17 protein-coding genes are annotated in these 25,175 nt (G+C 51.0%); 7 read left to right on the top strand and 10 right to left on the bottom strand.

Annotated features, from left to right (window positions below):
• Nucleotide 1: 1 nt before the first annotated feature.
• Genes Q1A54_RS06515 through hemF form a run of 3 tightly spaced genes read right to left on the bottom strand, consistent with a single transcriptional unit; the run spans nucleotide 2 to nucleotide 3,907 of the window.
• Nucleotides 2-2,374: a TonB-dependent receptor gene (locus Q1A54_RS06515; RefSeq protein WP_299986024.1), complete on the bottom strand. Its 2,373-nt coding sequence runs from the start codon at nucleotides 2,372-2,374 to the stop codon at nucleotides 2-4.
• 43 nt (nucleotides 2,375-2,417) lie between these two features.
• On the bottom strand, nucleotides 2,418-3,005 hold the full coding sequence (locus Q1A54_RS06510) for a phosphatase PAP2 family protein (protein ID WP_299986022.1): 588 nt from the start codon (nucleotides 3,003-3,005) through the stop codon (nucleotides 2,418-2,420).
• Nucleotides 3,006-3,007: 2 nt separating this feature from the next.
• A complete protein-coding gene (hemF, locus tag Q1A54_RS06505) occupies nucleotides 3,008-3,907 on the bottom strand; it encodes an oxygen-dependent coproporphyrinogen oxidase (RefSeq protein WP_299986021.1) in 900 nt (299 codons plus the stop codon).
• A 207-nt stretch (nucleotides 3,908-4,114) separates the two neighbouring features.
• Here hemF and Q1A54_RS06500 point away from each other — a divergent pair, with 207 nt between their 5' ends.
• Nucleotides 4,115-6,193: a thiamine pyrophosphate-dependent enzyme gene (locus Q1A54_RS06500; protein ID WP_299986019.1), complete on the top strand. Its 2,079-nt coding sequence runs from the start codon at nucleotides 4,115-4,117 to the stop codon at nucleotides 6,191-6,193.
• A gap of 100 nt (nucleotides 6,194-6,293) precedes the next feature.
• Here the strand turns inward: Q1A54_RS06500 and Q1A54_RS06495 are convergent, their stop codons facing one another.
• On the bottom strand, nucleotides 6,294-8,678 hold the full coding sequence (locus tag Q1A54_RS06495; RefSeq protein ID WP_299986017.1) for a BamA/TamA family outer membrane protein: 2,385 nt from the start codon (nucleotides 8,676-8,678) through the stop codon (nucleotides 6,294-6,296).
• 75 nt (nucleotides 8,679-8,753) lie between these two features.
• Between Q1A54_RS06495 and Q1A54_RS06490 the strand changes: the two genes are divergently transcribed.
• The gene (locus tag Q1A54_RS06490) at nucleotides 8,754-9,506 is read left to right on the top strand and encodes an RNA methyltransferase (protein WP_299986015.1); all 753 of its coding nucleotides are present in this window, start codon (nucleotides 8,754-8,756) and stop codon (nucleotides 9,504-9,506) included.
• A 65-nt stretch (nucleotides 9,507-9,571) separates the two neighbouring features.
• On the opposite strand, the gene Q1A54_RS06485 is transcribed toward Q1A54_RS06490, so the two are convergent.
• From Q1A54_RS06485 to Q1A54_RS06475, 3 genes are read right to left on the bottom strand one after another with little or no spacing between them, the layout of a single operon-like run.
• Nucleotides 9,572-10,699 (bottom strand): outer membrane beta-barrel protein, encoded by a 1,128-nt coding sequence (locus Q1A54_RS06485; RefSeq protein WP_299986014.1) that lies wholly within the window; start codon nucleotides 10,697-10,699, stop codon nucleotides 9,572-9,574.
• A 12-nt stretch (nucleotides 10,700-10,711) separates the two neighbouring features.
• Nucleotides 10,712-11,596, bottom strand: a complete 885-nt coding sequence (locus Q1A54_RS06480; RefSeq protein ID WP_299986012.1) for a hypothetical protein — start codon at nucleotides 11,594-11,596, stop codon at nucleotides 10,712-10,714.
• A 19-nt stretch (nucleotides 11,597-11,615) separates the two neighbouring features.
• Nucleotides 11,616-12,149, bottom strand: a complete 534-nt coding sequence (locus Q1A54_RS06475; RefSeq protein ID WP_299986010.1) for a sigma-70 family RNA polymerase sigma factor — start codon at nucleotides 12,147-12,149, stop codon at nucleotides 11,616-11,618.
• A gap of 291 nt (nucleotides 12,150-12,440) precedes the next feature.
• Here Q1A54_RS06475 and Q1A54_RS06470 point away from each other — a divergent pair, with 291 nt between their 5' ends.
• From Q1A54_RS06470 to Q1A54_RS06460, 3 genes are all read left to right on the top strand, one after another.
• On the top strand, nucleotides 12,441-12,764 hold the full coding sequence (locus tag Q1A54_RS06470; protein WP_196114864.1) for a DUF6660 family protein: 324 nt from the start codon (nucleotides 12,441-12,443) through the stop codon (nucleotides 12,762-12,764).
• Nucleotides 12,765-12,867: 103 nt separating this feature from the next.
• On the top strand, nucleotides 12,868-17,265 hold the full coding sequence (locus tag Q1A54_RS06465; protein ID WP_299986006.1) for a CusA/CzcA family heavy metal efflux RND transporter: 4,398 nt from the start codon (nucleotides 12,868-12,870) through the stop codon (nucleotides 17,263-17,265).
• Nucleotide 17,266: 1 nt separating this feature from the next.
• Nucleotides 17,267-18,439 (top strand): efflux RND transporter periplasmic adaptor subunit, encoded by a 1,173-nt coding sequence (locus Q1A54_RS06460; protein WP_299986004.1) that lies wholly within the window; start codon nucleotides 17,267-17,269, stop codon nucleotides 18,437-18,439.
• A gap of 184 nt (nucleotides 18,440-18,623) precedes the next feature.
• Here Q1A54_RS06460 and Q1A54_RS06455 read toward each other — a convergent pair whose 3' ends face one another.
• Complete coding sequence (locus tag Q1A54_RS06455; protein ID WP_299986002.1) at nucleotides 18,624-19,343, bottom strand: arylesterase; 720 nt, start codon at nucleotides 19,341-19,343, stop codon at nucleotides 18,624-18,626.
• Between the two features lie 144 nt (nucleotides 19,344-19,487).
• Here Q1A54_RS06455 and Q1A54_RS06450 point away from each other — a divergent pair, with 144 nt between their 5' ends.
• Together Q1A54_RS06450 and Q1A54_RS06445 are read left to right on the top strand one after the other, a co-directional pair.
• Entirely contained in the window at nucleotides 19,488-20,207 is a 720-nt protein-coding gene (locus Q1A54_RS06450; protein WP_007652491.1) for an ABC transporter ATP-binding protein, read from the top strand.
• Between the two features lie 112 nt (nucleotides 20,208-20,319).
• Nucleotides 20,320-22,830: an FtsX-like permease family protein gene (locus Q1A54_RS06445; protein WP_299986911.1), complete on the top strand. Its 2,511-nt coding sequence runs from the start codon at nucleotides 20,320-20,322 to the stop codon at nucleotides 22,828-22,830.
• Between the two features lie 143 nt (nucleotides 22,831-22,973).
• Here the strand turns inward: Q1A54_RS06445 and Q1A54_RS06440 are convergent, their stop codons facing one another.
• Both Q1A54_RS06440 and Q1A54_RS06435 read right to left on the bottom strand, forming a co-directional pair.
• Nucleotides 22,974-23,336 carry a CoA-binding protein gene (locus Q1A54_RS06440; protein ID WP_196114858.1) on the bottom strand — a complete coding sequence of 121 codons (363 nt, stop codon included), beginning with the start codon at nucleotides 23,334-23,336 and terminating at the stop codon, nucleotides 22,974-22,976.
• Between the two features lie 90 nt (nucleotides 23,337-23,426).
• Nucleotides 23,427-25,004 (bottom strand): FAD-dependent protein, encoded by a 1,578-nt coding sequence (locus Q1A54_RS06435; RefSeq protein WP_299985999.1) that lies wholly within the window; start codon nucleotides 25,002-25,004, stop codon nucleotides 23,427-23,429.
• Nucleotides 25,005-25,175: the final 171 nt, after the last annotated feature.

Here is a 25,175-nt window from a genome sequence, read left to right as displayed (position 1 = left end):
ATTACCATTTAAAATTCCAGGTGGCTGATGGCAGCGGTATTGGAATCAGTGAGACTTTTTTTGCCTGCACCCGGGTCTCTGTACTGTAAGGCGCCCCTTCGCTATCAATGAAGTACAGGAAGGGATTGCGGCGGCCATACACATTGTAGATCGCAAAGGTCCAGCTCGACTGCAACCGGCGCTTCGCCTTCCCTTCCAGCGTAGCCGAAAGGTCCAATCGGTGGAAAGGCTCCATCCGGAAGCCGTTGCGGTCCCCGTACTGGTAATTAACCGTTCCCTCAATCAGATAGCGCCGCTCGGGCATGGTAGTGGCCTGACCAGTGCCATAGACAAAGCTGCCACCAAATGTCCAGCGGGGATTGTACTTATAGGTGGCCACTAGAGAGAGGTCATGCCGCCGGTCGAAACGGGCGGGGAAGGTACGGCCCTGGTTAATAGCAGGGAAGGTACGATCAGTCCAGGACAGGGTATAGCCCAGCCAGCCTTGCAAATCACCGTAATTCCGTCGCAGGAAAAACTCTGCTCCATAAGATTCGCCGCTTCCACGCACAAACTCATACTCCAGATCACGGTTACTGGGTCCTGCCACGAAACCCTCACGGTACTCCAATTGGTTTTCCATGGTCTTATAATAGAGTTCCACAGACCCTTCATACATATTTTGCCGGAAACTCTGGAAATAGCCCACTGCATACTGTGTTGCCCGCTGCGGTTCCATTATCGCCGAACTCGGCACCCATACGTCCAGTGGCAGGGTAGTATAGGCATTGGAAACGAGGTGCAGGTACTGTGCTGAACGGGCATAACTAGCTTTAACAGAAGCATCAGCCCCTAAGCTGTAGCGCAACGACACCCGAGGCTCCAGGGCCTGAAACGTTTTCACCCGTTCTCCCGCTGCGTATGCGACCGAATCAACAGACCGTTCGTTCTGATCAAAGGTATAGAAAGTAAAAGGCCCCATCTGCGCAAAGTAACTACCCCGTATACCTAAACTCAGCAAGAGTCGGTCCGTTACGTTCCAGTCATCGGACAGGTAGACCGCCGCTTCGTGAGCCGTTTTGGAAAGGATCCGGTCAGTAGAGAATACATCTCCTTCGGCCGTTTCGGCGCTGCCGGTGCGGGGACGCAGGGTATGGTGGGTATAGTGCAGGCCGTACTGCAACTCATGGCGCACGGAAGGGGCGTAGACAAAGTCAGTTTTGAGGGTATAATCCCGTACCCCGGTCTCAACGGATGTTGTAATATCACCGAAGTCCCAATTGAAATCAAAAGCATAGTCGCTCAGTGTGCCTGTCACATCCACAAAGTGCTTATCTGAAAACTGATGGTTCCAGCGGGCAGTGGCGGCAGCGTTTCCCCACTGAAAATCGGCCACGAAGCGACCTGAAGAAAGCGTAAGCGATCCCACGTCCTTGCCATAATAGCCGCTCAGGTATAGCTTGTCCTTCGGTGACAAGGTATAGGAGAGCTTGCCGTTGAAGTCATAAAAATAATAGGGCACCCCACCTTGTTCGGTGTTTCGCAGAAATGGCCCAAACAACACATCCACATAGGTGCGACGGGCAGAGAAAATGAACGAGGCCTTGTCTTTGACTAGGGGGCCTTGCACCGTCAGCCGGGAAGCGATCAGACCAATGCCACCTTCGGCTTGCAAACTGTCTGTGCTACCTTCCCGCAGCTTCACATCCAGCACCGACGACAATCGTCCTCCATACCTGGCTGGCATGTTGCCTTTGATCAGGGTTGCATTGCTGATGGCGTCACTGTTGAAAACGGAAAAGAAATTGAGCAGGTGTCCCGGGTTGTAAACCACTGCCTGATCGAGTTGCACAAGATTCTGGTCCGCTCCTCCGCCACGCACATAAAAGCCCGTGTTGCCTTCACCACCCGACTGCACCCCCGGCATCAGTTGCACGGTTTTCATGATGTCAGTCTCTCCGAACAGCACCGGCAGCGTTTTCACCGAAGTCATCGGGATATCCAGTTCACCCATCGTAGCGGTCTGGGTAATCGGCTTGAGGCGGGTTCCGATCACCTCAACCTCACGGGTGCTGTAGCTGGCCTGCTCTAAGCGGATGTCAAGGGTTTCGTTACGGAACAGCTGCAGTGCTACTTCCTGGTTATTGTAACCGATGTAACGGATAACCAGGGTATAGCTACCAGGCGGGGCACTCAGGCTATACCTGCCATCCGGTTCCGAAACTGTACCGATAGAAGGGCGCTCTTTCAGACTGATGGAAGCACCGGCCAGGGGCTCATCTGTACGGGCGTCGAGCACGCGGCCACTTAGCACAAAACTGACCTGTGCCCATGCAGGCAGCGAAGGCAGGAGTAAAAGCGGCAGAAGCAGGTATAAAAAGTGTCGTAGTTGCAAGTCCGGAAATCAGCTCTTCTAACAATACGTCAGAAACAGCGGATCATGCCAAAGGTTTGTGCTGAAAGCGGGTATATTTTCGCAGCCAAAAACGATAGCCCACAACGGCTAACATCGCCGTACCCGTGCCCACCAGAGCGCCTCCCAGCGTATCGCCCGGATAATGCACACCCAGATAGATCCGGCTATAAGACACCACTACCGCCCACATCACCAGCAATATCTTGAAGAACAGATAGCGGTCGGAGAGAATCAGGTTAAAGAACACCGCCAGCGCAAAACCCGTGGAAGCGTGTGAGGAGAGAAAGCCGAACTGACCGCCACAGCCACGCACCAGGTTTACCATGGCCGATATTTCAGGATCGTGGCAGGGACGCAGACGCGCAAAATAAGGTTTAAAAATGCCGGAAGCCACATAATCGGCCAGTCCTATACCTGCCACAGCCATCAGCAGCATCGGGATACTCTGCAGCCTGTAGCGCCACACGATGTAGCCGATCAGTAAAAGGTAAAAGGGTATCCAGAAGTATTTATCTGAAACAGTGACCATAACATTGTCCCAGAAGGGGCTTTGCTGCTCATTCAGGTATAGAAACAGCTCTTGGTCCAGCTTCTCCAGTTTCTCCAGCATGCTTAGGCTATGTTGATCCAGTCGATGTCCTTCTTAAGATAACTCAGCGTCTTTTCTTCAGGTCCGCCCGGTTCCGGCTTGTGGTTATATACCCAGGAGGCATGAAGGGGGAGACTCATCAGGATGGACTCAATGCGACCGTTGGTAGCCAGTCCGAACTTGGTGCCACGGTCGTACACGAGATTGAACTCCACGTAGCGGCCTCTGCGGATCAGTTGCCATTGTTTCTCACGCTCAGTATAAGGTAGATTGCGGTTCTCGTTTATAATCTTCGTATAAAATGGTGCAAATGCATAGGCCACGTCACGAACAAAAGCAAAGCGTTGCTCCAGGCTGATCTCATCAGTAGCCATCAGACGGTCAAAGAAAATACCGCCTACGCCGCGAGTCTCCTGACGGTGTTCGTTGTAGAAGTAGTCGTCGGCCCATTTCTTGAACTCCGGATAATAGGAGGGGTGGTGTTTGTCACATACGGCTTTCATGGCCTCATGGAACTCCCTTGCCTGCTTCACATCCACATAAATAGGTGTGAGGTCGATGCCGCCGCCAAACCAGGCTGTTCCGTTACCCGCCTCAAAATAGCGCACGTTCATGTGGGTGATCGGCACCATCGGGCTGTGTGGGTGCATCACCACCGAAACGCCCGTCGCGAAAAATTTCGGATCAGGCATCTGCAGCATTTTCAGGAATTGAGGAGAGAGTTCGCCCTGTACAGCAGAAAAGTTGACGCCGCCTTTTTCGAGCACATTCCCGTTTTCAATGATACGGGAAATGCCGCCACCGCCCTGTTCGTGCTGCCACTCATCTTTCTGGAAAGTAGCACCGCCATCACAGTTTTCAAGGTCGCGCACCAGGTCCAGCTGGAACTGGCGCATAAAAGCTTCAACTTCTTCTCTGAACATATTATCTTTATTACTTCGTTAATGTGCCATCTGACAAAAAACACAAAATTCCGGAACAGAAGGCTAAAGTCTTATGTACTTTGACACCAGGTCTTTTAGTCCGTAAACCGTAAAATTACCAAATAAACCCCGCTCTACCGAACATTCGTAAGGATTTCAGAAAAAGCACATTTTTCCTTAACTTCGGGCAACAACTACGCGCAACCTATGTCAAAAGAACTGATGGAGGCATTTAAGATTGACACGGGCATTCTTAAAAAAGCCTACCGACTGATGATAACTGCCAAGACGATGGCAGACACCTACGAAGAAAACAAGGCCATTTGCAGTAAGTATGTGCACAGCACATCCCGCGGTCACGAAGCCATACAATTGGCCACGGCCTTTCAACTAAAGCCCTACGACTACGCTTCGCTCTATTATCGCGATGATTCAGTGCTGTTAGGTATAGGCATGCAGCCTTACGAGCTCATGTTGCAGCTGATGGCCAAAGCCGGTGACCCGTTCTCAGGTGGCCGCACCTACTACGGACACCCTTCGCTACGTCGCGAAGGCTTCCCGACCATTCCACACCAAAGCTCTGCCACTGGCATGCAGGCTATACCTGCCACCGGTATGGCACACGCCATTGCCTATTTCGAATCCCAGGGACTGACGAATAGTGAGGAGAAGCCAGTAGTGCTATGCTCGCTGGGAGACGGCTCTGTGACGGAGGGCGAAGTGGCCGAGGCTTTCCAGATGGCGGTACTCAAGAATCTGCCAATCGTATACCTGGTGCAGGACAACGACTGGGGTATTTCGGCCACAGGCAAGGAAATGCGCGCTATGGATGCCTACGAGTATGCAGCCGGTTTCAAAGGGATGGAACGCCTGCGCGTGAATGGTTCTGACTTTGCGGAGTCCTATGAAGGCATGCGAGTGGCATTTGAGTATGCCCGCGAAGTGCGTAAACCGATACTGGTTCACGCTAAAGTGCCTCTGCTGGGTCACCATACCTCCGGTGTGCGCCGCGAGTGGTACCGTGGCAATAACCTGCAGGAACATAGCATCAACGACCCGATTCCGAAGCTGCGTCAGGCGCTGCTGGATGCCGATGTTACGTCTGAAGAAGTTCAGTGGCTTGAACAGGAAGCTCAAAAGGCTGTGGCTGCTGATTACCAGCGTGCACTGGACGCTCCCGTGCCTGATCCTAATACCTTCGACCAGCACGAATTTGCCCCAACTCCGGTAACAGAAGAAAAAGGTGAGCGCAACCCATCAGGTGCTGATAAAACCATCATGGTGGACGCAGCCCTTCATGCCGTGGACGATATCCTGCGCAATTACCCGGAAGCTTTATTTTACGGGCAGGATGTTGGAGGAGAGCTCGGTGGTGTGTTCCGCGAAGCTGCTTTGCTGGCTAAGAAATACGGCGATAACCGTGTGTTTAATACTCCGATTCAGGAAGCTTATATTGTGGGATCTACCGCAGGTATGTCAGCAGTGGGCGCCAAAGCCATTGTTGAGATACAGTTTGCCGACTATATCTGGCCGGGCATGAACCAACTGGTAGAGGAGCTTTCTAAGAGCTGTTACCTCTCCATGGGCAAGTTTCCGGTACAGTCCTTGATTCGTGTGCCAATTGGTGCATACGGAGGAGGCGGTCCGTACCACTCAGGCAGCATCGAGTCTACGCTACTGACTATTCGTGGCATTAAGGTGGTATACCCAAGCAATGCTGCCGACATGAAAGGCCTTATGAAAGCTGCCTTCCTGGACCCGAACCCGGTTGTGATGCTGGAGCACAAAGGACTGTATTGGTCTAAAGTAGCCGGTACTGAAGACGCTAAGACCGTAGAGCCGGATGAAAACTACATCCTGCCGCTTGGCAAGGCCAATGTGGTGCAGCACGCCTCAGACGAAGAGATCCGCATGGGCAACTCTATGTCGGTGATCACTTACGGTATGGGCGTATACTGGGCTAAAACAGCTTCGAAGAAATTCCCGGGCAGCGTTGAGATCCTGGACCTGCGCACGCTTAATCCGCTGGACTTTGAGGCCGTAGTCGCTTCTGTGCGTCGGCACGGCAAGGCACTGGTGCTCACCGAGGAGCCGCTGATGAATTCTTTTGCAGAATCGCTAGCCGGTCGCATCTCCAAAGAATGCTTCCAGCAGCTAGACGCTCCTGTCTATACCCTGGGTGCTGCCAACCTGCCGGCTATACCTTTGAATGTGGAGCTGGAGAAGATGATGTTACCTAACCCGGAAAAGGTAGCGGCGGCTCTGGAGGAGTTGCTGAACTACTAGACTCAAGCATAACTGTAAACAAAAAGCCCCGTCAGATCATGACGGGGCTTTTTGTTTAACAGGCTATTAGCATGAAAAGTAGAGGTCTTATGTGTAGGTTCTAGAAAGGATAACCAATGCCTATATTAAGGTTAGTTCTACGATTGGCAGGATCAACCTGGCGGAAAAAGTCGGAGAGGCGGAAATCACGGATGACGAATTTGTTGCCATTGAGGTCTCCGGCCGGATCGTATACCTGTGTGGCAAAGTCAAATCGAAGAATTACAACAGAGAAGTTTAGTCGCAGGCCAAAGCCAGTACCTACCGCCAGCTCTTTATAAAAGCGATTAAATTGAAATTCTGACCCCGGACGGTTATCGGGCTTGAGCATCCACACATTACCAGCATCAACAAATAAAGCACCGTTTAAGAAACCGACCATATTGAAACGGTACTCAGCACTGGCTTCGAGTAATACTTCACCGGGCTGTTCGGCAATGAATCTTCTATCAGTCTCCTCTCCATTCTCAGTTTCTGTAAGAACTCGCCGATATGAGCCAGGGCCTAGACGACGGGCCTGCCAGGCACGCACACTTGAAGCACCTCCGGCAAAAAAGTATTTATCATAGGGGAGGGCATTAGTACCAAATAGGGGACCGCCTACACCAGCATTTACACGATAAACAAAAAAGCGCTGTCCTCCCAGCGGCAAATAGCGTCGGTAATCGGTGTTTAATTTGGCATATTGGAACTGCCTCAGATTACCAGTTTCTGGCAAAACACCCAGTTTGGCTGTAAGCCCGCCCACCTCAGTAAGCACACGCATGTAGCGGGCATTGCGCGACTGCAAAAAGTCATTTGTGTTGTAAATCAAATTAAAGCCAACAAAAGAAATAAACCCGCTTTTGAAACTTTCCACAAAAGAACGGCTGAGTTGACTCAGCTCTTTCAGATCTTCATCAAAAGTAGGGTCAATACGATTAACCTGAATAATATTGATATTGACTGGCGAGAAAACATATTGAACAGTAGGTGTCTGAAGCGGTCGCGGATATTTGTACCAGATGTAGTCAAGAGAGGCTTCGTAAATGCTTCTCTGGAACTCAGCACGATTCACATTAGTATAGCCCGTATACAATCGAGTCCTGGGATTAAAGTCCTGCAATATATTCTTACCTCCGAAAGGGAGTATAAACAATGGGAAGGTAAGCGCAGCATCACCACCAAACTCCCGAATCATAACTGTTTCATCAGTCGCAATACTAAACTGTCCCTCTAAACCTCCACGGATACCGAATTCCAGATTCTCGGCACCTCCGAAAACATTTCGTGTCTTCAATCGGATGCTGGAAAAAGGACCCGGTCTGCGCTCGGTAAAGTTCATACCCAATTCAGCCGTTTCCTGAAATTTCTTGGAGGGGAGGGCATTAATGAAGGCATTCAACTGGTTACCAGCTGTTGAGTCGGTCGCATCTGTGATCTTGTTATAGCTTACATTGGTAAACTGAAAAACATCCATCTCGGTCAGTCGCCGCTGTGTAAGGGATGTCCTGAACTGGCTATACCGCTGACCAGGGTATACCGAAACTTTATTGTCAAGTATGTTAAAGGAGTACTTGTGGTCGTATGCCAGGTATTTTACATTGTTGTATTCCAGCGTGTCGCGCGCCAAACCAAACCGGTCCGCATCTGTCTTAAAGTATACGTTCCGAATAGTATAAGCTTTGTGGCGCGTTCCATTCTCCGGATTCTGAATAATGGTATGCAAACGCACTGTGTTCCCCCCATAGCTGGTATCCGGTTCAAATATTATATACGCACGTGAAAAGTCAAAATATCCGTTGTGGCGGATCATCTCATGCAGGCGATCCCGCTCTTGTGTGAGCAACTGCTCATCAAACACATCACCTACCTTAAGTAGCGACCTGTCCTCGTATCGCTTCACAATCTGGAGCAGAGAGTCATCGGGAATAGTGTAGTTGAGCGCACTGTAGCGGTAAGGCTCATTTTCGGCGATGTTGATCGTAATGTATACCTTTTTGCCTTTTACCTGTTTCTCGTAGTCCGCTTCGTGATTAAAAAACCCTTTGGTATTCATGTAAATATCCACCTGGTCCATGGTGCGCTCCATCAGCAGGGAGTCATAGATGGCAGGAGGTTCACCTATTTGCATGAGCAGATTACCCTTTTCTTTACGATCACGCTGACGGGCAATGCGGCGGTCAAAACGGTCCTGGATTCGGCGCACCTTCGTGGAGTCATCGGCCTGGGCTGTTTTCTCTGCGCGTTTTCTACGTAGCTTTTCAATGCGCTCATCGATGCGGGCCGGACTGTAAAATTGCTTCCCGAAGTTATAGATGGCCAGATAAGGCGTAGAGCCAAGGAAAGTCCGGTTAGGGCGCTGTTGGTAAACGGCCTCTATATCAGTCTGGCTGACGTGTTCGATCCCTTTAGGTTCTATACCTAACAAGAGCTGCTCGTTCTCGCCCAGATTTTTGGTCGGCACGCAGGCGGTGAAACTTAAAATTGTAATTACCAGCCCGAATATATAATATCGTGTTCTCAAACGATTCTCCGCTCTATGTTGTCGAAAGCAATTGTAAAATACGTTACCTCCCTGCAAGTAAAAAAATACCGCAACCAACACCAAGCCTTTGTGGTGGAGGGAGCTAAAAGTGTACTGGAGCTGTTAAACTCAGATTTTGAGATACAGCACCTGTTCATAACCCAGGATTTCCTGCAGGAGCATGGAAACAGGCTAATCAAAGGTACAAGATACGAACTTGTTACGGAACAGGATCTGACCAGGGCGGGTACTTTTTCAAGTAATAATGCTGGTTTGGCTGTAGCCCGCATGCACCAGCTCCCTGACTTGCAGTTCCAGCCTAGCGATTTTACTCTGGCACTCGACGACATTCGCGATCCGGGTAACATGGGTACCATCATCCGGATTGCAGACTGGTACGGCATCCAGACCATTGTGTGTTCCGAAAACTGTGCTGATTTCTATAATCCCAAGACCATTTCAGCCACCATGGGTTCTTTTACCCGTGTTAAGGCCTTTTACCTCAACCTGGGTGAGTGGCTGCACCAGCTTCCGGAGAATGTGCCTGTTTACGGCGCTTCGCTGGATGGCGAAAACCTGCACCGCATGCAACTGCAGCCAACAGGCGTGGTAGTGATGGGAAATGAGGCGAATGGAATACGCCCGGAAGTTGCCAGCGAAGTAAACAGACTTATCAAGATTCCTGCTTTCGGAGAGGCAGAGTCGCTGAATGTGGCTACAGCTACCGCCATCATCATCGATAACTTTATGCGTAACACCGGCCTTTAAAACAAAAGAAGCCTCTGTGAAGAGGCCTCTTTCGCAAACAATATAATCACCTAATTAACAGCTTATTAATTGAACAGCCTTAAACCAAAGCTGATTACGTTGGCATCCGGGCCGCGGTTGTCTTTGAACAAGTCGTTCATGTTGTATTTCACGAAGAGGTCCAGGTTGCCGTAGCCTATCACGCCGGTCAGGCCATACTGGAAGTCACTCAGGTTGTAGCTGCTGCGTACCTTTTCTTTCTGCGTTCTGCCACTGTCCTCAAACTTAAACTTAGAGTGGGCACCCAGGCGGTAGCCAACAAACGGTCCGGCGCCAAGCTTAAATCCTTCCTTGCCGTTTTGGCGCTTAAACTTCAGCATTGGCATTAGCGGAACATTTACAGAAGAGTGAGTCAATTTCACTTTGTCATAGTTGATCTCCATCTCACGGCGGAAGAAGGTCACATCATTTACATCCTCCTCAATTACGAAGTTGCGGTCGAACATGTAGTTGTTGAAGGCAAATTCAAGGCCTGACACCAGGTATAGTGGGCTTTTGCGACCACCGATTTGTGAATTGAGGTGCCAGTTGATACTTACATAGCGTGAACCCAGCGGCTTCAGGTCCGGTACCTGTTGGCTATTGGTGTTTAAGAAGTTATTCAGGCCAAGGTCCAAGTCAAAATTGAAGCGGGTAGCTTTGTAAGACTTCTTCACATTGCTTGTCCGTATACTGTCCCGCTCGGCGCGGTTAGGCATGTTCACGTCAACCTTGGTGTTGCCATCCTTTTCTTCTATTTCCACATCGATCTTGATGTTCTTGTTGATTCGGATCTCGTGTTTTTCTCTGTTTACTTTCCCATCCTGGCCGGTTTCCTGCACGGTAATCGTCACAGTTTCCGGATCATTGTCATCTTTGCCAAACACAACGGTGGTCTCCTGCGATTTCAGCTCCTTGTTGGCACCGTCCATGCGGTCTACCTGGTCTACATACTTATTCAGCACGCGCATCAGGGAGTCCAGGCTATAGTTTTCGAAAGCTTTGAGCTGCTCTATATTCTGAAGGTATAGCACCATTTTAGCGCCGTTTGCCATTTTCACAACGATCGTATCCTGCTGGCCGAGTCGTTCGCCTATGGTTTGGCCGCCTTTGGCAGACACACCGGTGGCTGCAGCCATGATAATGGCCGTTACGAGAAGTAGTATCTTTTTCATGGTTTTAAAAGATTAGAGATTAATTACTTTTGATATTTTCTGTTTTCCAATTTGAGTTTCAAGTGCAATTCTGTCTGCGTTTATACCGAGTTCCGACAACTCAACCTTTTCTCCGTTCGAGAGGTTACGAACCTGCTTGAAGATATTCTTGGCAAGTTTTTGCTTCTTTTCGAAGCCGCTCAACTCTTCATCGACCTCAACCCCCTGTACATGGACAGCCCGCTTTATTATAATTTCTACTGGCTGAGCATTCATGTCGACTGTGTTGGCGGCAAAAGCAACCGGAGTTGTCTCTCCTGTGTTATAGTAGTCTCCTTTCTGAGGAGCATCCGGTATAGCTGGCTTTTCTACCTGAGCCGCCAGTTGTTGCGTTGTAGCAACGCTCTTTGTACTGATTTCAGGCCTGGTCTTTTTTGTCTCCGCGCTGGGTTCCGCTTTGGCAATCACTTGCTTCTTAACCGTTTTTGGCTGCGTAGGTGCTGGAGCAACAGTTTCAGCTGGACTGACAGGCTCAACCAATTCTTCACCTGCTGATGGGGTAGCGGCATGCTCTTCAATTACTTGTTCCAGCTGATCGTCTGCTGGGGCAGGTGCTGTGATAATAAGCGGTTGCTCAGGTTTCAGACCATTGCGGTCCGCCAGGCCGTCTCTGTCTACAGGCACGGTACCGTTCTGCACATTATAGAACACGACGCCCACCGACAGCACCAGTGCAATAGCCGCCGCAATGGAGTAGGAGAGCCACATAAAGCCTCGGGGCTTCGCGTCCTCCTTCTGGGCGCCGGGCATCTCAGTTTCTATCCGGTCCTGCAATCTGTTCCAAAGATCGGCAGGAGGCGTGGGCGAAGAAGGGCCCAATCGCTCTTTGAATAGTTTGTCTATGTCTTCTGGTTTCATAATTGAACCTCCTTTTATATTAGCTGGCGACTGCTTCCTGACCGGTTAGTCTTCGCTGCAGCATAGCACGTGCTTTGCTTAGCTGCGATTTCGAAGTGCCTTCCGTGATATTTAGCATGTCGGCTATTTCTTTGTGTGAATATCCCTCAATTGCATACAGGTTAAAAACTGCCCTGTAGCCGGCAGGTAAAGTGCGCAACAAATCCAGTAATTCGCCTTCAGCCAGATCGTGATCGGCTCCCATGCTGCCTGCCACTTGTATGTGGTCGTCTTCAACAGACAGGTATAGCGACTCTTTTTTTCTCAAAAACCCAAGAGCTTCATTCACCATGATGCGTCTTACCCAACCCTCGAAACTGCCTTTGCCCTCAAACTTGTCTATGTTCTGGTATACCTTCATAAACCCGTTCAGCAAAGCCTCTTCCGCGTCCATCTGGTTTTTGAGGTAACGCAGGCACACACCGTACATCGGTGAAGCGAAGCGCTCGTAAAGGCATTTCTGCGCTTTACTTTCGGCCTTCTGGCAACCTGCTATTAACTCCTGTTCCGTCACGCTGGGTAAAATTTTATCAAATGATGTCGCTTTTCTGGCCTTAAGTGAGCTGTTTTTGTCTCTCTTTACCTCTTAGATGTAGATACCCACCCGGAGGTTGCCTAAGCAAAAATAAATTTCTCATATTTTTTTCAGAATGTGGCATCATTAACTATAAAATACTGACTACCAACTAGATTTTATTTAACTATTTCGGCATTAACACTAGCTTCAGACTTTCGCTTTTTAAGAATTGTTCTGAATAGGTATACCTGGAACCTGTTTAGAGCAGAATACCTTATATTTGTAGAAATGAAGTTCGTGGCAATCCTTTTCTCAATCTTCCTGTTTTGGACGGCCTGTCTGCCGTGCACAGATAAGATTATGGATAGTCACGAGCACCTTCCCAATCTGACTGACGTAGCGGACACCACGGGTGAGTCGCCCTTTCACGAAGACACTTGCCCGCTATTCTGCAGCTGCGGCTGTTGCGCCACATTCACGGTCACGGTTGAGCCCGAGCATATCGTGTTCCGTGTTCCTTTCATCCCTCAAACCAAACCTCTTGTTTATCCGGAGTTGCGCGAAATAAAGATCGCCTCTACCTGGTGGCATCCTCCACGGCTGGTGGCCTGATTCTTCTATCAAGATAAAATGCAGCTTAATGATAACCACAAGCCATAAAAGTGCTTGAGTCTTTGCTGCATACCTATTTCTGTTGATTAAAATCAAGCTTACCATGTTTAATAAAATCATCGATTTTTCGATTCATAATAAACTGGTGGTGGGGCTGATGGTACTGGCATTGATCGTCTGGGGAACTTACTCCCTGACACAGCTGCCCGTTGATGCAGTACCCGACATCACCAATAACCAGGTGCAGGTGGTCACATCCTCGCCAACACTTGCGGCCCAGGAAGTCGAGCGCTTCATTACCACCCCCATTGAAATGGCTTTGGCCAACGTTCCGGATGTAATCGAGATGCGATCTGTGTCGCGCTTTGGTCTTTCAGTGATCACAGTCGTGTTTAAAGACGAGGTGGATCAATACCTGGCCCGGCAAATGATCACCGAGCGATTAGGAGAGGCCAGCAGACAGATTCCCGAACAGATGGGGACGCCAGAACTGGCCCCTGTCACCACCGGCCTCGGCGAAATTTACCAGTATGTGCTGATCACAGAACCGGGCAGTGAAAAAAAATACAGCCCAACTGAACTCCGCACCATTCAGGACTGGATTGTACGCCGGCAACTGCTCGGCACGCCCGGTGTGGCCGATGTGAGTAGCTTTGGCGGCTTCCTGAAAGAGTATGAAGTAGCCGTAAATCCGGCCAGCCTCCGCAGCATGAACCTGACCGTGACGGATGTAATTGCAGCGCTGGAGCAGAACAACGAAAATACGGGTGCGGCCTACATCGAAAAAAATCAGAGTGCCCTGTTTATCCGTGGCCTCGGACTGGTAAACACCCTGGAAGACATCGAGAAGATCGTGGTTTCCAACCGAAATGGCATGCCGGTGCTTGTTCGTGATGTGGCACAGGTACAATACGGCCACCCGGTTCGATATGGGGCCCTCACCCGCAATACAGAAGGCGAAGTGGTCGGCGGCATCGTACTGATGCTGAAAGGAGCCAGCTCGTCTGAAGTGATCAAAAATGTGCAGGATAAAGTTGCCACTATACAGTCTTCGCTACCGGAGGGCCTCATAATTGAAGCGTATCTCGATCGCAGTGACCTGGTAGGGAAAGCGATCAACACCGTGGCAACCAACCTGATCGAAGGCGGCCTGATTGTGATTTTTGTGCTGGTGCTCTTGCTGGGCAACTTGCGGGCAGGACTGGTCGTGGCATCGGTTATACCTTTGTCTATGCTCTTCGCTTTGGGTATGATGAACGTATTTGGCGTGTCAGGTAACCTGATGAGTCTGGGCGCGATCGACTTTGGTCTGATCGTGGACGGAGCTGTGATTATCGTGGAGGGCGTGCTGCACTTCATTGTGGTCAAGAACAAGGACCTGCCACTGCGCCGCCTGACCCAAAAAGAGATGGACCTGGAAGTGAAAAGCGCTGCTTCCAACATCATGAACTCAGCCGCCTTTGGTATGCTGATCATCCTGATCGTATACCTGCCCATCATGGCGCTGGTAGGTATAGAGGGTAAGATGTTTAAGCCGATGGCGCAGACCGTGAGCTTTGCTATTATGGGCGCTTTCATCCTGTCGCTCACCTATGTGCCGATGGTTTCTACTCTCTTGTTGAGTAAGACGACAAAGCACAAGCCGAACATATCCGACCGGATCATGGGCTTTCTGGAGCGGGTATACCGTCCGGTCATCACCTTTGCCCTGCACAGCAAGGCGCTTGTAATTGGAGCAGCATTAATCTTGTTTGCTTTCAGTTTGTTTGTGTTCAGCCGCATGGGAGGGGAGTTCTTGCCAGACCTGGAAGAAGGTGACTTTGCGATGGACCTACGTCTTGTGCCGGGAGCCTCTCTCAGCCAAACCATCGAAACGACGACTAAAGCCAGTGAAATTCTATTAACGCAATTCCCTGAAGTGACCGAGGTGATCGGTAAGATAGGGACTGCAGAGATTCCAACGGACCCGATGCCAATTGAGGCGGCTGACGTCATGATTCTGCTCAAAGATAAAGACGAGTGGACCAGCGCCAGCACCCGACAAGAACTGGCAGCCAAAATGGATGAAGCCTTGAAAGTGCTGCCGGGTGTAAACTATGGCTTTCAGCAACCCATCCAGCTGCGCTTCAACGAGCTCATGACGGGAGCACGGCAGGACGTTGCTATCAAAATATTCGGAGAGGATCTGGATCAGCTTTCGGAGCTGGCCGATCAGGTTGATAAACTGATAACTCCCGTAGCAGGTGTGCAGGACATTTATGTGGAAGAGGTGACGGGGCTGCCGCAGATCGTGGTGGACTACAACCGCGCCCGCATGTCGCAGTATGGCTTGCAGGTGGCTGATGTGAATGCCGTGCTCCGTACGGCCTTTGCCGGACAGGCTGCCGGGGCCATTTACGAAGGCGACCGCCGCTTTGACCTGGTCGTGCGCATGGAGGGTGGCTCCCGCAGTGACCTTAATGACATCGAGAACCTGTTTGTAGGACTCCCACAAGGCGGGCAAGTGCCCTTGCAACAGGTAGCTGACATCCGTTTTGAAGAAGGACCAATGCAGATCTCACGTGAAGAAGGCCGTCGCCGTATTGTGGTGGGCTTCAACGTGCGCGAGCGGGATGTGGAGTCGATTGTGACCGAGATACAGGACAAACTGAGCCGTGAGCTGCCCCTTCCAGCTGGCTATTTCATTACCTACGGCGGTCAGTTCGAAAACCTCGTGCACGCCAAGCAACGCCTATCAGTAGCCGTTCCGGCGGCTCTTCTGCTGATCCTGCTGCTCCTGTACTTTGCCTTTAAGTCCGTGAAGCAAAGTCTGCTTATTTTCACCGCTATACCTTTGTCAGCGATCGGCGGCATCTTTGCCCTCTGGCTGCGCGATATGCCTTTCAGTATCTCGGCAGGCGTGGGATTTATCGCCTTGTTTGGAGTGGCAGTGCTAAACGGAATCGTACTGATCGGCTACTTTAACCAGCTCAAACGGGAGGGTATGACCGATGTCTACGAGCGGGTGCTGCTCGGCACGAGTGTTCGTCTGCGCCCGGTACTGATGACTGCGTCTGTGGCCGCACTGGGCTTCCTGCCGATGGCCCTTTCCGGTTCAGCCGGAGCCGAAGTGCAGCGTCCGCTGGCTACAGTAGTGATTGGAGGCCTGTTCACTTCCACGCTGCTGACTCTCGTGGTACTGCCGGTGCTCTATTACATTTTCTCTTCGAATGAAAAGTACACGGAAGAGGAGCTGCAGCGCAAACCTGTATCTGCCCACCTGATTGCGCTCCTTCTGGTAGCCGGCAGTCTGCTTTACCCGGTACAAGGTATAGCGCAGACAACACAAGGGCCGCTGAACCTGCAGCAGAGCATAAACTATGCCCGGGAGCACAACCTCGGTTTAAAGAGTGCAGCTTATGGTGTGGAGCGCGAGCAGGCCCTGCGCGGCGCTGCGACAGATCTCCCCAAGACCAACCTCTCCTACAGCAGGGGCCAGATCAGCACCATCAATAAAGATGAATATATCTCCGCTTCCCAGCAGTTTGCCTTCCCGACGGTATACCGCGATCAGGCACGACTGGCTGATGCCACCATCCAACAGGCTGAAGCGCAGAAGCAGATCGTGGAGCGGGAGCTGATTCGGGACGTGAAGCAGGCCTGGTATTTGTTGCAGTACCACAACGAGCGCCTGCGCCTTCTGCAGCAACAGGACAGTCTGTATGGACGCTTTACCAGGGCCGCCACCATTCGCTTCAAAACAGGAGAGACTGGTTATCTGGAGCAGGCCACGGCCGAGACCCGCAGCTTGGGTGTAAAAACCGAACTGCAGCAAGCCCAGGCAGACCAGCAGATAGCCGAGCGCCGACTCCTTCAGCTTCTGCAGGCACAGGAGCCTTTGGAATTTGAAGAAGTGAGACTAAGCAGGCGGGAATTGATCTTGCAGGCGGACAGTGCAGCTTTGGCTGCCAACCCCTATATCGCCTTTCTGCAAAGCGCGACACAGGTAGCTGGACGGCAGAAACAACTGGAGCAATCTCGTCTGCTGCCAGACTTTACAGTCGGTTACTTCAATCAAACCTTTATAGGCGAAGTACCGCGTGAGAACCCGAACCGGATATACAATTCCGGTGACCGTTTTACGGGATACGAGGTAGGTATAGCCGTTCCGCTCTGGTTCGGGGCACAGCGGTCGCGTATAAAGGCGGCTAAGATGAACGAGGAGGCCGTGAAAAGCCAGGTGCGGTATCAGCAGCAGATACTCCTTACCGAACTACAGAATCTGGCGCAGGAACTGCAGAAGCATGGCAACACCCTGGCATTCTTTGAGCAGGGAGCGTTACGCCAGGCCGACCAGATGAACAAGGCCGCTGAACTCAGCTTCCGCACCGGCGACATCGACTATGTAGAGTATGTGCAAGCGCTCGACCAGGCGTACCAACTGCGCAATAATTATCTGAACGCCCTCCGCGACTACAACCAAACCATTATCAGTTTAGAATTTACTGCAGGAATCGAATAACATGACAGCATATAACATAAAAATCATCGCCCTGTGCGGACTGCTCAGTCTGGCGGCATGCTCTAAACAAGCAACAGCCGAGGAACCAGAGGCTGCTACAACGGAAACTTCCACCACCGCATCGCCCTTTGTCGTTTCATTTTCCGAAGCGCAGCAAAAGGTTGGCGGCATTGAACTGGGCACGATCGAAAACAAGCCGCTTTCGGCCCGCGTGACAGCTAACGGACAACTTCAACTGCCCCCTCAGAACAAGGCCAGTATCAATCCTTTAATGGGAGGCGTAGTGCGCTCTATTCCTGTAAAAGAAGGGGAGTACGTGCAGAAAGGCAAGGTGCTGGCCACAATCCAAAACCCGGAGCTTATCAAGCTGCAGGAAGAGTACCTGACTACACGCAACCAGCTGCGTTTTGCGGAGCAGGACTACGATCGCCAGCGTACGCTTAACGAAGAACAGGTGGGCTCTCGCAAGCGTTTTGAGCAGGCCGAGTCAGACGTGCAGGTACAACGGGCACGGCTAAAGGCACTTGCCACCCACCTGTCTGCCATGGGCATATCGCCTAAAAACGTGGAAGCAGGGCAGATCACCTCTACCATGGCCATCACGGCGCCCATTAATGGCTTTGTACGCGTTATCGACGTGAACATGGGTTCTTATGCACAACCGGGCCAGCAGATGTTCGAACTAGTGAACAACCACCACCTGCACTTAGAACTCAGCGTGTTTGAGCGGGATTTCAGCAAAATGAAAGAAGGACAGAAAGTACTGTTTACCATGCCAAATGTAGCCGGGGAGCCACTGGAGGCGGAGATCTTCGCATTGGGCAGGGCATTTGAAGGCGATTCGCGCATGGTGACGGTGCATGCCGAACTAGAGAACAACAAAAACGCCAACCTGTTGCCCGGTATGTATGTGAACGCACAGATTCTGGCCGGAAAACAGGATTTACCCGCGCTGCCCGAAGAATCGGTGGTACGCTACAAGGGCAAGCACTATGTTTTTGTGAAAGAGGGGCCAACGACTTTTCGCATGCAGGAAGTGGAGACAGGTATAGCCGAGAATAGTTTTATGGAAGTAAAGCCTTTGAAAGAAATGCCTGCCACTGCGCAGGTAGTTACCAAAGGCGCCTACTATGTACTGGCCGAGAAGATGAAATCTGAAGTGGCAGAAGAGTAGCCAGGTATAGAATCCATGTAAAAAAATACAGCGCCGGCTCCAATGAAGGGACCGGCGCTGTTATTTTTTGAAAGGATTAATTATTAATTAAACTTTCAACTTTTAGCCATGCTTTTATACGTGACTAGTGTTACAATTGGTTACAAAACTTTGAAAATAAATTAATTATTTTTCAGAAAGTGCCTTAGGAGGCTCGTTTGGCCACTAAAATTGGCTCCAGTACGGACCACACATTATCTGCCAGTATCCGCTGTCCCTCTACAGTCGGGTGAATACCATCGCCCTGGTTAAGCGCCCGGTCGCCTGCCACACCTTCCAGCAGGAAAGGTATAAGCGCTACATTCTTGTCGTTGGACAGTCGGGTAAACACCTCCTGAAACTCCTGGGTATAGCGCTGCCCCATGCTCGGCGGCATTTGCATACCTGCCAAAATGATCTCCGCCTCCGGATTTTTCTCACGCACCTTGTCAATGATTGTCCCGAGGTTATCATAGGTCGAAGCCGGGTCTATACCTCTCAGGCCGTCATTAGCACCCAGTTCCAGCACAAATACATCGATTGGCTGCTTCAGCAACCAGTCAATACGGCTTTTGCCACCGGCAGAAGTTTCACCGCTAAGTCCGGCATTTACGGCTTTGTAAGGTAGACCAAGGGAATCGATTCGCTCTTGGATCAGCGCCGGAAAGGCCTGGTCAGGTTCCAGCCCGTAGCCAGCAGTAAGGCTGTTGCCAAAGAACACAATGGTTTTGATACGCTCGTTTTTCGGTGCTTCAGCTGTAGTAGTGGTGTCTAATTGTGTCTGTTGTTCTGTTGCCACCTGCTCGGTGGTAGTGGCCTGCTCGCAGCCCGACAGGGTAAGGAAGAGGGCGAGGAATAAAGAGATATACTTGCTCGTTTTGTTCATGTAGCTTATTTTTTGCTAAATTTAGTTCTATCAATCTTAAAACCTATAACGACCTGTATAAGTTATTAGGTTCGGGAATAGTGCAGCAGTAGCTATACCTACTGCGCTATACCCGTCGTTCAATTTCATAAAAACACTACCTACGTGTCTACTATACTAGAAATCAACAACCTGAAGAAAACCTACGACAGCGGCGACCGTCACCTGACGGTGCTGGAGGGCATCAACTTTACGCTGCAGGCCGGAGATACCTGTTCTATCGTAGGGCCTTCCGGAAGCGGCAAAACCACTTTGCTGGGCCTTTGTGCTGGACTTGACAGGGCCAGTAGCGGCTCTGTTGTTCTCAATGGCGTGCGCCTCGACAACCTGAGTGAAGACGCCCGGGCGCAGGTTCGTAACCAGTACGTGGGCTTCATCTTTCAGAATTTCCAGCTTATACCTACACTCACGGCACTTGAAAACGTGATGGTGCCCTTGGAGCTGCGTGGTGAGCGCAACGTGCAGCGACAAGCCATGGATCTGCTGGCCCGCGTGGGACTGGCTGAGCGCCACGACCATTACCCGACTCAGCTTTCAGGTGGAGAGCAGCAGCGGGTGTCGCTCGCAAGGGCTTTCTCCAATCGACCTACCATCCTCTTTGCCGATGAGCCAACCGGTAACCTGGACGAGGAGACCGGCGATAAGGTTGAAAAGCTGCTGTTTGACCTGAATAGAGAAGCGGGTACTACGCTGGTACTCGTAACCCACGATCTGGAACTGGCCGAAAAGACGCAACGCATTATTCGCATAAAGGGCGGGCATGTGGTGTCTGATACAGGGGCTCCTGAAACGGTTCACCAGTCCGAGGACTCCAACCTTTCCTAAGGTATAAGCATCAAGTTTATAAACTCTTACCTCACTAAACATCAAGTATACCTTGTCTGACAACAAGCCAAATCCGGATAAACCGAAACTAAACATACCCTGGCTGCTCAAAATGGCCTGGCGCGATACCCGTCGCAGCCGGGGCAGGCTGGTGCTGTTCCTGTCGTCTATTGTGCTGGGTATAGCCGCGCTGGTGGCCATCAACTCTTTCCGCGACAGTCTGCAGGTAGCCATTGACGATAAGGCCCGTGGCCTTATAGGCGCAGACCTGGTGATGGGCATGAACAAAGAGCCTGATTCGCTTTCCATGGCCCTGATCGATTCGGTGAGCACACTGGGTAAGCGTTCTGACGAGAACCGCATGATGTCGATGGTATACTTTGTGAAGAGCAACGACACCCGGCTTGTGCAGGTGCGGGCGCTGGAAGGGGAGTTCCCTTACTTCGGAGCCATTGAAACCGACCCGGTAGAAGCCAGCCGAAGCTTCCGTGAAGACAGAAGAGCACTGGTGGATTACAACCTGATGCTGCAATACGAGGCCCAGCCGGGCGACTCGATCCGGGTGGGTGCGCTGACCTTTGCTATCGAAGGAGCCCTGCACCGTATACCTGGCCAGACCGCCATGACGGCTGCTGTTGCGCCTGTGGTGTACATACCGAGACAATACCTGCCCGAAACCGGACTGATACAGCGCGGCAGCCGGGTATCTTATTATTATTACTACGACCTGAATGATAGTGTACAACCCGATACGCTAGGCAACAGGCTGGATCCGCGCTTTGAGGAGCTAGGTATGTTCTACGACACGGTAGAGACCCGCAAAAAGAGTATGGGCCGCTCTTATGATGAACTGGCCCGTTTTCTGGCACTAGTAGGCTTTGTGGCACTACTGTTAGGTTGCGTGGGAGTAGCCAGTGCCGTGCATGTGTACATGCGTGACAAGCTGGCAACCATTGGTATACTTCGCTGTCTGGGTATGAGCGGCAAACAGGCCTTTCTGGTATACCTGTTCCAGGTGATGGGCATGGGGTTACTGGGCGGACTCGCTGGTGCGGTATTAGGTAGCGTCGTGCAACTGGTGCTGCCAGAGCTGTTTGGCTCCTTCCTGCCGGTATCGGTAGATGCCTATTTCTCCGTAACTGCTGCTGCACAAGGTATATTGCTGGGTGTGGTCGTATCGGTGCTCTTTGCGCTGCTCCCTCTGTTAAGCATACGGCAGGTTTCGCCTCTGATTACCCTGCGTGCCACGGTAGAGCACCTGACCAACCAGAAAGACCCGCTCCGTTGGGCGGTATATGGTCTGATACTGGCCTTTGTCGTTATTTTCTCCCGTTGGCAAATGGGCACCTGGTGGCAGGCCTTATACTTCACGGGTGGGGTCATTGCAGCCTTCCTGGTACTGGCTCTGCTCGCAAAAGGCCTGTCATGGGCTGTCAAGCGCTTTTTCCCGTCGCACTGGGGCTACATATGGCGTCAGGGGTTGGCCAATCTGTACCGACCAAACAACCAGACCTTGCTACTGGTGGTTTCCATCGGTTTAGGTACGGCCCTGATCGGCACGCTTTTCATGGTGCAGCGAACACTGCTTAGCGAAGTATCGCTTTCAGGTACTGAAGAACAGCCAAACCTGGTATTGTTTGACATTCAGAATGCTCAGCGTGAGCAGGTAGCTGACCTGACAAAACAGGAGGGACTCCCGATCCTCTACTTTGACCCGATTGTGACAGTACGGCTTGAGCAGATCAATAACCTGACACTGGCAGATGTACGCAAGGATACCACGCTGGAAATCAGACCATGGAACTTCACGCGGGAGTATCGGGTGACGTACCGTGACCGATTGAGCGATTCTGAAAAGACACAGGAGGGCGCCTGGAGCGAAAACCAGTATAGCGGCAGTGGTAAGGTGCCCGTGTCGCTGGAGGAACGCTATGCCGAGCGGATAAAAGTTAAAGTCGGTGATTCGCTGCTGTACAATGTGCAGGGAGCAACTATACCTGCCCGCGTAGCCCATATCAGGCGTGTGGACTGGAACAGGGTGCAGACCAACTTCCAGGTTCTTTTCCCCACAGGAGTGTTGGAAGAAGCGCCTCAGTTTCATGTATTAATGACGCGCAGTGACAACGAGCAACAAGCTGCGCAGTTTCAGCGCCGCGTCGTGGAGGCCTTTCCGAACGTATCAGCTATCGGACTCGACCTGATCCTACGGACACTCGAGGAAGTGGTCAGCCAGATCTCTTTTGTAATCCAGTTTATGGCACTCTTCAGTATTTTCACAGGATTACTGGTGCTGGTAGGCTCAGTTAATGTAAGCAAATATCAGCGGGTACAAGAGAGTGTGCTCCTGCGTACACTTGGGGCCAACAAAAAGCAGATATTAGGTATAACGCTAATGGAATACATGATGCTGGGTGTACTGGCTGCCGCTGTAGGCTGCGTGATCGCCTTTGGTGCCGCATGGGCCCTGGCTGTATTTAGCTTTGAGATGGACTTTGTGCCAGTACTCTGGCCACTGCTGATCATCTTTGTGCTGGTGACATTGCTTACTGTGGCAGTGGGTTTGCTCAACAGCCGCGGGGTACTGAACAGACCACCATTGGAAGTGCTGAGAAGGGAGGCATAAAAACAAAAAAGGGATCTCTTGAAAGATCCCTTTTTCTAAAGATTGCATAGACAACAAATGCCATCTGCAAACTTTGATTATATTGGATTATACGCCCGGCTTTTCCGGAAGTTACAGCCTCCAAAAAATATTTTGAAAAAATTTTAATAGGTGCTGGAAGCCAGCATCACCAGCGTGCAATGGTGCATGGTTTCTATACCTGCATCCTCGGCCATTTGCTCCAATTCACGGTTTTCAGTACCCGGATTGAAGATAATGCGCTTGGGCTGCAGGGAGATAATGTAATCATACCATGTTGGCTGATTCTGTGGCCCTACATATAGCGTAACCGTATCAATGCCATCAATCTTTTGTGTCTTATCAGTAATAATGGGCTGCCCGCCGACTTCTCCTTTTCGAATGCCCACTGGCACCACTTCGTGACCATGCTGTTGCAGCCGGTGTATAGCCTTGTAGGCAAAACGTGAAGGATTATCAGTAGCACCCAGTACAAGTGTCTTTTTCATAGTTCAGATATTTTGCTCCCTCTATTTAACAGCTATACGCTCTGAAACGTTACAGGGCAATCAGGTATAAGACATATACAATCCAATTGGCTATACCTGTCGGAGCACTTTTGCTGCTATTTTTTCGGCACAGCGTTCCCCGTCCATTGCCGCTGACACAATGCCACCTGCATAACCGGCACCTTCTGCACATGGGTACAGGTTCTTCACCTGCACATGCTCCAGGGTCTCTCTATCGCGGGGTATCCGTACAGGGGAGGAGGTACGGCTTTCCACCCCAATGATCTGGGCGTCGTTGCTCAGGTAGCCGCGCATTTTGTTGCCAAAGGCCTTGAAACCTTCCCGCAGACGATAAGCCATAGCAGGGGAGAACAGTTTGTTCATGTCTACAGGTGTCAAGCCAGGCTGGTAGGAAGTCTCCAGCAGGGCTCCTCCGGTTTTCTGACGTGTAAAGTCAAGGAGGAGCTGGGCGGGAGCTTTCTGGGTGCCACCTGCCATTTCGCAAGCTTTGCGCTCCAGGGCTTCCTGCATACGCAATCCGGCCAAAGGACCGTACTTGTCAAGCTCCATGTCTTCCAGCTCTATCGCTACGACTATACCTGAGTTGGCAAACTTAGAGTCGCGGCGACTCGGGGACATACCATTCACCACCACCTCACCAGGAGATGTGGCAGAAGGTACGATAAATCCACCCGGACACATGCAGAACGAGAAAATACCGCGCTGCTTGTTATCATATACCGTCTGGTGTACCAGCGCATAGGAAGAGGCTGGCAGCCAGCAACCGCGGGCTTCGCACTTGTACTGTATGCTGTCAATTAGTTTTTGCTGATGTTCTACACGCACACCCATGGCAAAAGGCTTTGCCTCAATGGTGATACCCTTGTTATGCAGCAGTTCAAAAATATCGCGGGCGCTATGGCCGGTTGCCAGTATAACGGCTTCACCGGAATACTCCTGCCCATCCTGCGTCACGACGCCTTTCATCTCATCCTTCTCCACCATAAAGTCTGTGACACGCTTATCGAACAGCACCTCGCCACCTGCAGCCTCTATAGTTTCGCGGATAGCGGTAATAATACGGGGCAGTTTGTTTGTACCGATATGGGGATGTGCATCGAAGAGGATATCGCGGGTAGCACCGTGCTGCACGAAAATCTCGAGTATACGCTGCAGATCGCCCCGCTTTTTGGAGCGGGTATAGAGTTTGCCGTCCGAATAAGTACCAGCACCGCCTTCCCCGAAACAATAGTTCGAATCCGGGTTCACGATATGCTCTTTGTTGATAGCCGCTAGGTCGCGGCGGCGCGAACGGACGTCTTTCCCACGCTCCAGCACAACAGGCTTCAGACCAAGCTCAATGCAACGCAGAGCGGCAAACAGACCAGCCGGACCAGCACCGACAATAATAACCTTCTTTTCAGTGCTTACATCAGGGTAGTTATACCTTGGGGCGATAATATCAGCAGGAGGGGTGTCCAGGTAAATATCGGCTCTGACCCGCAGCAGCACCTGGCGCCCGCGGGCATCAATAGAACGCTTGATGCGGTGAATATGCTTTACATCTTCCGGCTTCACACCGGCACTTTTAATAAGCTCCAGCTCCAGCACTTCGTCGTTGTACGCCACCTCAGGCGACAGCACAACTTCAACTTCTTTCTTATTCATTTACAGTTAGTAAGGTATTTATCCTTAAAGTTTAAATTGTTGATTGATTAACTCAATATGAGTAGTGGTGTAACACTTCGAGTTAGATTGTAGTCCAAAAGCTTTAAACTAAGTACTGGCTCAAGATTGGTTACAACTAAGTGTTAAATTGGTGGAAATACAATCAACAAT

This window comes from uncultured Pontibacter sp. (assembly GCF_947502515.1).
GTDB lineage: Bacteria > Bacteroidota > Bacteroidia > Cytophagales > Hymenobacteraceae > Pontibacter.
This window is presented reverse-complemented; position numbering and strand designations above follow the sequence as displayed.

Coding starts and splice junctions, on each gene's coding strand:
- Q1A54_RS06510 (WP_299986022.1), bottom strand. CDS start 3,005: ATGCTGGAGAAACTGGAGAAGCTGGACCAAGAGCTGTTTCTATACCTG.
- hemF (WP_299986021.1), bottom strand. CDS start 3,907: ATGTTCAGAGAAGAAGTTGAAGCTTTTATGCGCCAGTTCCAGCTGGAC.
- Q1A54_RS06500 (WP_299986019.1), top strand. CDS start 4,115: ATGTCAAAAGAACTGATGGAGGCATTTAAGATTGACACGGGCATTCTT.
- Q1A54_RS06490 (WP_299986015.1), top strand. CDS start 8,754: ATGTTGTCGAAAGCAATTGTAAAATACGTTACCTCCCTGCAAGTAAAA.
- Q1A54_RS06485 (WP_299986014.1), bottom strand. CDS start 10,699: ATGAAAAAGATACTACTTCTCGTAACGGCCATTATCATGGCTGCAGCC.
- Q1A54_RS06480 (WP_299986012.1), bottom strand. CDS start 11,596: ATGAAACCAGAAGACATAGACAAACTATTCAAAGAGCGATTGGGCCCT.
- Q1A54_RS06470 (WP_196114864.1), top strand. CDS start 12,441: ATGAAGTTCGTGGCAATCCTTTTCTCAATCTTCCTGTTTTGGACGGCC.
- Q1A54_RS06465 (WP_299986006.1), top strand. CDS start 12,868: ATGTTTAATAAAATCATCGATTTTTCGATTCATAATAAACTGGTGGTG.
- Q1A54_RS06460 (WP_299986004.1), top strand. CDS start 17,267: ATGACAGCATATAACATAAAAATCATCGCCCTGTGCGGACTGCTCAGT.
- Q1A54_RS06455 (WP_299986002.1), bottom strand. CDS start 19,343: ATGAACAAAACGAGCAAGTATATCTCTTTATTCCTCGCCCTCTTCCTT.
- Q1A54_RS06445 (WP_299986911.1), top strand. CDS start 20,320: ATGGCCTGGCGCGATACCCGTCGCAGCCGGGGCAGGCTGGTGCTGTTC.
- Q1A54_RS06440 (WP_196114858.1), bottom strand. CDS start 23,336: ATGAAAAAGACACTTGTACTGGGTGCTACTGATAATCCTTCACGTTTT.
- Q1A54_RS06435 (WP_299985999.1), bottom strand. CDS start 25,004: ATGAATAAGAAAGAAGTTGAAGTTGTGCTGTCGCCTGAGGTGGCGTAC.